7 protein-coding genes are annotated in these 8,495 nt (G+C 42.9%); 2 read left to right on the forward strand and 5 right to left on the reverse strand.

The annotated features are described in order from the left end of the window. Nucleotides 1–53 precede the first annotated feature (53 nt). Together NJ959_RS21260 and hemL are read left to right on the forward strand one after the other, a co-directional pair. Nucleotides 54–1,649, forward strand: a complete 1,596-nt coding sequence (locus tag NJ959_RS21260; protein ID WP_373693690.1) for a S8 family serine peptidase — start codon at nt 54–56, stop codon at nt 1,647–1,649. A gap of 495 nt (nt 1,650–2,144) precedes the next feature. Continuing rightward, nucleotides 2,145–3,446: a glutamate-1-semialdehyde 2,1-aminomutase gene (gene hemL / locus NJ959_RS21265; protein WP_254013746.1), complete on the forward strand. Its 1,302-nt coding sequence runs from the start codon at nt 2,145–2,147 to the stop codon at nt 3,444–3,446. 76 nt (nt 3,447–3,522) lie between these two features. Here hemL and NJ959_RS21270 read toward each other — a convergent pair whose 3' ends face one another. The 5 genes from NJ959_RS21270 to NJ959_RS21290 all read right to left on the reverse strand — a co-directional run. After that, a complete protein-coding gene (locus tag NJ959_RS21270; protein WP_254013747.1) occupies nt 3,523–4,014 on the reverse strand; it encodes a YajQ family cyclic di-GMP-binding protein in 492 nt (163 codons plus the stop codon). A gap of 36 nt (nt 4,015–4,050) precedes the next feature. Continuing rightward, nucleotides 4,051–5,283 (reverse strand): RNA-guided endonuclease InsQ/TnpB family protein, encoded by a 1,233-nt coding sequence (locus NJ959_RS21275; protein ID WP_309242679.1) that lies wholly within the window; start codon nt 5,281–5,283, stop codon nt 4,051–4,053. A gap of 353 nt (nt 5,284–5,636) precedes the next feature. Beyond that, complete coding sequence (locus NJ959_RS21280; RefSeq protein ID WP_254013748.1) at nt 5,637–6,182, reverse strand: deoxycytidylate deaminase; 546 nt, start codon at nt 6,180–6,182, stop codon at nt 5,637–5,639. Further along, nucleotides 6,182–7,678: a thymidylate synthase gene (locus tag NJ959_RS21285; RefSeq protein WP_254013749.1), complete on the reverse strand. Its 1,497-nt coding sequence runs from the start codon at nt 7,676–7,678 to the stop codon at nt 6,182–6,184. Before NJ959_RS21285 ends, NJ959_RS21280 begins: the two co-directional genes overlap by 1 nt. Nucleotides 7,679–7,910: 232 nt before the next feature. Next, nucleotides 7,911–8,495 (reverse strand): oxidoreductase dimerization domain-containing protein (locus NJ959_RS21290; RefSeq protein ID WP_507237492.1); only part of this gene is annotated, 585 nt, incomplete at its 5' end.

An 8,495-nucleotide genomic window follows, 5' to 3' on the forward strand; every position in this document is an offset into this window, starting at 1 on the left:
ACAAACAACAAACAACAAACAACAAACAACAAACAACAAACAACAAACAACAAATTATGAAAAAACTGGGATGGATAATTTGGGGTGTGGCGATATCTAGCATCACAACTCCACTCATGGCTTCACCAACATCTTCATCTTCTGTCGGAGAGACGGGAGTTGATGTCCTGCGACTCCATGCTGCTCCTTATAATTTAATTGGTCGGAAAATTGCGATTGGGCAAGTGGAAATTGGTAGACCGGGATTTTTTGGATTGGATAAAGCGGTATCATGGCGGCCTGCGATCGCAATCGAACGAGTATTCTATCGCGATCAACCCGCTGTAGTGGATACTGATGTAGATTCCCATGCGGGAATGGTGGCTGGGGTAATGGTAAGTCGTGACAAAACTTTACCGGGAGTTGCACCAGGAGCAAGGCTCTATTCTTCAGCGGTTGGCTCACCAGAAAATAGCGGACAAGCTGAAGAATGTGTTTCTAGTCAGTATATCGCCCAGCAAAATGGGGGAGATGTGCGAGCAATTAACTTTAGTTTTGGCGAATCTCTGCAACGGGATGGTAGAGAAGGGGCGATTTTAGATGGTAATGCTCTTCTGACTCAATGTATAGATTGGTCATCGAGGAATCACGATGTTTTATATGTAATTGCTGGGAATCAAGGAGATGGTGGAATTCCTATTCCTACAGATCATTATAATGGCATGACTACTGCTTTCAGCACTAGAAGGAATGGGGTTTTTACTAAGGTAGATTTTCCTAATATTAGTGCCCAACCGGATGGAATTGGCAGGCGTTTAATCCGAAAAGAAATTAATGCAGGTGAGCGCCGCTCTATTAATTTAGTGGCTCCTGGTGGTAAAGTATCGGTGTACGAGCTGGATGGTAAAATTAGTGAGGTGAGCGGGACTAGTTTTGCTGCACCTCATATTACCGCATCGGTGGCAGTACTTCAGGAATTTGGCGATCGCCAATTGAAGTCCAAACAGCCGAATTGGAGTCTCGACTCCCGCCGTCACCAAGTGATGAAAGCGGTATTACTTAACTCCGCAGACAAAATTAAAGATAATGGTGATGGTTTGTATTTGGGAATGAGTCGCACTATTTTGGGTAAGGATAATAGTACTTGGCTAGATTCTGATGCTTACAAAGAGCCAAAAATTCCCCTAGATATTCAGATGGGGATGGGACATCTTAATGTTTTTCGTGGGTATCAACAATTTAGTCCAGGGCAGTGGAGTCCAACGGGTGCAGTACCACCGATTGGCTGGGATTATCGTAGCGTAGATGACTCTTCTGTTCAAGATTATGTGTTAGAAAAACCATTGAAAGCTGGTAGTTTTGTCTCCCTGACGTTAGCCTGGGATAGGGTTGTGGAATTGGAAGATGCCAATAGCAATAAGATGTATGATATAGGAGAGAAATTCCGCGATCGCGGTTTGAATAATTTAGACCTTTATCTGATACCAGTTGATGAGAAGGATAGCGATAAAAGTGTCTGTGCTTCTGTGAGTGAGGTGGATAGTGTGGAACATATTTTCTGTCCAGTCAAAAAAGGGGGGCGTTATAAGATTCGGGTGGAGTATCGCGATAAGGTGAATGAGGAATCCCAATCTTATGGTTTAGCTTGGTGGACAGTATCAGAGAGATAGTTAAGCGAAACTTTCTCTCATGGGCGGAAGTTTAGTTTACAAATAAATTTAGAGGCGTTAGCGAAGCTTGGCGTTAGCCTAGCATCCGGGCGATAACTTATCGGGTAAACCCAATGTTTTGTCTCGGAATACTTCGCCCTGCCCCTTCGTAAGTAAAGGAAGATTGGGAGCATCCCGAGAAAGGAAGAAATGCAGGTTGTATTCTTGCTCCCCCCTTTGACAAGGCAGGGCTGTTTCATTCTCAAAATTTGCTCAACCTGGAAAGCCGACGGGGAGAGATTTTCATGTCCTAAATTCTAATAAAAGAAAATTAGGCATTAATTATTACTAAAAATCCTCCTCTTCTCCTTCTTCCCTGCCCCCTGCCCCCAAACAATCCAATTTCTCAACCGAGAATGAAACAGCCCTACCCTTCCGCCTACCCCCCCTAGCGAGAAAGCCCCAGCCCCTGTATCCTAAAACGAACATACTATCCTTTAAGTTAAGGAGAAAATCTTGGTTACAACCACTTCCTTTACAACCACTAAATCTGAAGAAATTTTTACCGCCGCCCAGAAGCTGATGCCGGGTGGAGTTAGCTCCCCAGTGCGGGCATTCAAATCTGTGGGTGGACAACCCATTGTATTTGACAGAGTGAAGGGTGCTTACATCTGGGATGTCGATGGCAACCAGTATATTGATTATGTGGGTACTTGGGGACCTGCAATTTGCGGACATGCCCATCCGGATGTGATTGCTGCCCTCCACGAGGCATTGGAAAAAGGCACTAGCTTTGGCGCACCCTCGGCATTGGAAAATGTATTAGCATCGATGGTGATTGATGCTGTTCCCTCTATCGAAATGGTACGGTTTGTCAATTCCGGTACTGAAGCTTGCATGGCGGTGATTCGCCTGATGCGTGCCTTTACGGGTAGGGACAAGATTATCAAATTCTCTGGCTGCTACCACGGGCACGCGGATATGCTCCTAGTACAAGCTGGCTCTGGGGTGGCTACCCTCGGTTTACCTGATTCCCCAGGTGTACCTAAGTCTGCTACTGTTAATACTTTAACTGCTACTTATAACGATTTGGAAGGAGTTAAAGCCCTCTTTGAAGCCAATCCTAATGATATTTCTGGAGTAATATTAGAACCCGTAGTGGGGAATGCAGGCTTTATTACCCCTGATGCTGGATTCCTGGAAGGGTTACGGTTACTCACCAAAGAATATAATGCCCTGCTAGTATTTGATGAAGTGATGACGGGCTTCCGCATTGCTTACGGTGGGGCACAGGAAAAATTTGGCGTAACACCAGATTTAACTACTTTAGGTAAAGTGATTGGTGGTGGCTTACCTGTAGGCGCTTATGGTGGACGTAAAGATATTATGTCATTAGTAGCTCCAGCAGGTCCAATGTACCAAGCGGGAACTTTATCTGGAAATCCCCTCGCGATGACAGCCGGGATTAAGACAATGGAGTTATTGCAAAAACCCGGTACTTACGAATACTTAGAGCGTATTACCAAGAAACTTTCTGAGGGTTTATTAGCCATTGCCAAGGAAACAGGTAATGCCGCTTGCGGTGGTTATATTAGTGCTATGTTTGGTATGTTTTTTACAGGTGGTCCCGTCCATAATTATGAGGATGCCAAAAAAGCTGACTTAGCCAAATTTAGCCGATTCCATCGCGGGATGTTAGAGCGGGGAATTTATCTTGCACCTTCTCAGTTTGAGGCAGGATTTACTTCTCTGGCGCATACCGATGAGGATATAGATCGTACTTTAGCCGCAGCACGGGAAGTGATGTCAAGTTTTTAATTGGATTGGGAATGGGGAATGGGGAATGGGCAATCGCTAATCCCCACTCCCCACTCCAAAAAACCCACTCCCCCAATTACCGATAATTGGTAAATTGCAAAGCAACAGGGAAATCTTCCTGCTTCAATCGCTCAATAATAACTTGCAAGTCGTCTTTAGATTTACTTGAAATTCTGACAGAATCACCTTGAATAGAAGCTTGTACCTTCTTAAATTCATCTCGAATTATCTTGGTGATTTTTTTGCCAATTTCTTGCTCAATCCCTTTTTTGAGCTTAATTTCTTGGCGCACCCTATTCCCGCCAGCGGATTCGATTTTCCCGTAGTCGAAGATTTTCTGCGATAGGTTGCGCTTTGCTGCTTTTGTACGAAGGATGTCATGTACTCCCTCTAGGGTAAATTCGCTATCGGTATTCACCGTAATCGCTTCATCGCCCAACTCAACTGTCGTTTTCGTATCTTTCAAGTCGTAACGACTACTGATATCGCGGATAGTTTGGTCCACTGCGTTAACCAATTCTTGTCTGTCAAAGTCACTGACAACATCAAATGAATATGTAGAAGCCATAGATTTAGACGTTAGAGCATCGAATGTGAGATTAAACTAGTATTTTTTGACACTCCCCGGTCTCGCATACACGGGGATTCTAAGTTCAACGTCAGAACTTGCTCTACCAGGTTTGCACTCCTGTTGCGTAGAGGCCCCAACTCCCTTAGCTTTACTTTCCTTGTGCCCCAAGGTAGATTTTGCTTTACGCAAAATATTGATAGCCGCATTCCAGTCCCGGTGCAAAATACAGCCACATTGACAAACATGGGTACGAGTAGACAAAGATTTTTTAACTACTCGTTTGCATTGACTGCATTCTTGTGATGTGTAGTGTGGTGGAACAGCAATAGCTAGTTTTCCAAACTTTTTAGCAAAATGCTCTAACCACTTTCTAAACTGATACCAACTAGCATCAGAAATAGACTTAGCTAAACAGTGATTTTTGAGCATATTGCTAACTCTTAAGTCTTCATAGGCTACTAAGTCGTTAGACTTGCAAACGTGACGCGCCAATCCTTTAGCGTGTTCGGTACGTTGCCTACTTACTCTTAAATGCTTTTTGGAATACTTGATCCTTACTTTACGGCGATTGCTAGACCCTTTTTGCTTTTTGTAGATTTGACGTTGAGCGTGTTTAATGTTAGGTTCAGCTTTTCTCAAAAACTTAGGATTGGGTTCTTGGTGACCATTTGAGTCCGTGTAAAACGATTCCAATCCCACGTCCAGCCCTATTTCATTGCCTGTTTTTGGTTGAATATCAATACACTCAACATCAACCGCAAACTGGCAATAGTAACCATCCGCACGACGGACTAACCTGACTCGCTTTATCCTTTTAACAGGGTAAGTATGGATATCCCATTTACCCAAAAGTTTAAGCTCACCAATGCTTTTCTTGTCACTAAAATTAATCCGTCGCCTGGTTGGATGTAATGCCCAACCTGATGTTTTATACTCAACGGAACGGTTATCTTTCTGAAATCTAGGGAAACCCTTTTTACCAGGTTTCTTAGATTTGCAATTGTCATAAAACCGAGAAATAGCTAGCCATCCTCTTTCCGCAGATGCCTGGACAGCCATTGAATTGAGTTCTTTAACAAACGGGAACTCGTCACGTAGTACTGTGGAATACTTGTTCAAAGCAAAACGGTCTATTTTGGCTTCTTTTGGTGAATCTATCCAATACCGTAAGCATTTATTGCGTATGAATTGCACGGTAAGAATGGCTTCATCAATAGCCTTGTATTGATGCGCTTTGGCTTTAACTTTGTACTCCAGAACTAACAACAGTGCCCCCTTTCTTGTTTGCGATATATGTATACGATATAGTATTAACGGAAACGGTAAAAAGATACATTGCACAACAGCGTGACTAGGCAGGATAAATCCTGCAAAGCGCTTACCCTCCGGGGGGCTTCGCCTACATCCCCGGTCTAAAGACACGGGGTTTTCAGCGACTCACCTTATAACCCTGATGACGGACAAAGACAAATTATATCAGATTGCAGGTTGATGAAGTACACCACAGAAACCCGGTTTCTCAAAGAAACCGGGTTTCTATATACCTCACATACCTGAAAATTGCTCTATATCAAAAGGACTTACCTCAAGCATCTATCTGTAGGGTGCGTTATGCTTTGCTAACGCACCCTATTATCTTTAGCAACAGAAGTAGGTTTGAGCAAAAATGTGGTTGCTCTTTGGGCTGTTATTTCCGATAAATGAATTTCCTTTAGGGTAACTAAGCCATCCTTAACAAAAGAATCTCTAATCAGTAAACTTTCACCACTATTAAAAGAAGTTTCATAAAATACTTCTTTAATTCCAGCAGAAATAATCAACTTTAGACAGGATAGACAGGGTTCTAAGGTGACGTAAATACTGGAGCCATCAGTTAATATACCATGCTTGGCCGCCTGTGCGATCGCGTTTGCCTCGGCATGGACAGCGCGGGATGGCATAATCTTACTAGCATCGCAGCTACTGAGACCTGGATAGCAGTATCCTTGATCTGTACAATGAGCTGCGCCTGTAGGTGGACCATTGTAACCTGTTGCCAAAACCTGCTTGTTTTTCACAATGACTGCACCGACAGGAAAGGCTAGACAACTCGAGCGAGTGGCGGCTAGTTTTGCTAACATGAGAAAATATTCATCCCATGTTGGTCTTGGTTGTTCAAAAGGCATTATTTACTATCCTGTAGGTAAGGATTACCAGTTTTGAGAGATTCTGCCGCTTTCTGTAATTCTATCCCCAAATAACCTATATGTTCGGGATGAATTCCTGGGGAAGCTGCGGCAATTTCTCTGACAAGTTTTAATGGCTCTTTTCCACTATAACAAGCAACTACTTCTCCACTACCTGGTGTTGTTTGTTTAATGACAATCTCGTTTCCTTCAATCTCAATTAAGAAGTTACCAGATGGATCGTAAAAATCTCGTTTCTGACATAGTTTAGCATACTGCTTTTTGATGAGTTGGTCGGCATTTTCCCAGGTATCATCGTATAAATGAGCGCTTTGGCTAACTGTAATTAGCGGTCCTATTTTGAGGTTATAATCGGAACGTTTAGCAATTTCATCTCGAATATATTGCTGTAATGCTCTTAACCCCATGGCATTTGAAGGCCAAGCCATATACATATCGTTACTACGAATAGTGGCTGTCAAAGATAACTCATTATCCACCACTCTTAACCATAAGTGATTTAAACAAGGACTTCCTCCTTTTTCATGATCTTTTACATCCCACAAAGACATGACAGCACTGGCTGCATCTATTTCACTAATTAATTTATGAATTACTTGTTCAATTTGATCTTTGCCAAACCAAGAGCGTAGACGTTGGCCATAAGTATATTTTACTCCTTCGAGGATAGGCGCATCATCAATAATTTGGTGAATATATTCCTCAATAAAAGTGGAGTCGCAAGGTAAATAATTCGGCTCTGGAAAATAGAACCCCGACGGCTCATCAGTGACAACTGCCATCAAATCGATTAATTCTTGCCATTGTCCATCATAACCAGTTGGTCGAATTGTGCCAGTTGTCTTAATCCGATGAATTATCTTTACCCAAGTTTCGGCAATTGTTTTCCCCTCAATTCGATGTCCATAGCGCGTTCCCGGCAATACTGTTGGTATTACTTCTGTCTGAGGAAAGATAAGGCTCTCGCCCCAAGGTTTAACAGTATTTTTTAGTCCATAACTCTTTACTTTCTCCACCACCTCAGTAATGGATTTTACTTCGCACCACTCCACTGATTGCCTCAACTTATCTAAAGAAGCGGCATTAATTTCAATATCAATATAACCAGGAATAGGAGAATTAATTAACCAACACTCACGCCCAGTATCGCTCTTTCCTTCTGAAAAGCCATGGCGAAAGAAATCTAGCAAACATTCACATCCACCAGCATTTCTATCTTCCTTAGTGCCATTGAGAATAACCAAAAATCGGACATGAGGATTAGCCAAGAGATTCCGAATCAGGAAACTAATTCCCCTTGTTGGGCTGTATAATTGTCCGATGACAGCAAATTCATGAGATTGTAACCTTTTTGCGATCGCACTTTTAACTGTCCAACCCGCAATTACTCCGGTTTGCCCATGCCCACAAATTAGCTGATTGGGCTTGTATCGCGGGTTGTATTGGAATTTGGTTGCCTCAGCCGTTTCTATCATTTTTCTCAATTAATAGGGAGTGGGGAGTGGGGAGTGGGGAGTAGGGAATAGGGAATTTTGACTTGACCTGATTACATTAGCACAATTTTATTTTGACCAATTGCGCCGCCAGTTAAAAAAGGCTTCCAGCGCCGCCAGGGTGTAGGGTGGGCAATGTCCATAATCTCCATCATTCCTTAAGTTACAGACTTTGATGGACATTGCCCACCCTACGTTTAATTTTATCAAAAGCTTATTTCGACCAACCGCGCCGCCAGTTAAAAAAGCCTTCCAGTAAGTTTTGTAAAGTCTGATTACGCCGCAACCTTTGCCGCCGCCATTCCAGCGCCGTTTTTTGGAGAATCTCGGCAAATGTGGGAGAGACTTGCGGTAAATCGGCAATATCTCCCACCTTAATCTTATGCTGAATAGAGAGGGCGATCGCACCAATCAACTCACTCGCCTCTACGCCCACAATCGATGCTCCTAAAATTTCCCCATTCTGACGGATGACAAATTTACAAAATCCAGTGGTTTCTCCCAATATTTGTCCTTTATCCAGAGTTTTAAAATATTGTCGCACCACCCAAACATTTTTTCCATAATCCTGTCTAGCTTCCTCTTCTGTCAAACCCACCCGCGCTAACTGAGGTTGAGTAAAAACTGTCCGAGGAATCCCACGATAATTAACCTTAAACAGTGGTGCAAACAAAGCATTTTTCAAAGCAATACTAGCTTGATACTGAGCAATATTAGCTCCATAACCCCCACCCACCAAATCCCCACAACCATAGATACGGTAATTAGTAGTTTGTAGTTTATCATTCAGGGCTAAACC

It is taken from the genome of Limnofasciculus baicalensis BBK-W-15 (assembly GCF_024178385.1).
GTDB classification, from domain to species: domain Bacteria; phylum Cyanobacteriota; class Cyanobacteriia; order Cyanobacteriales; family Coleofasciculaceae; genus Limnofasciculus; species Limnofasciculus baicalensis.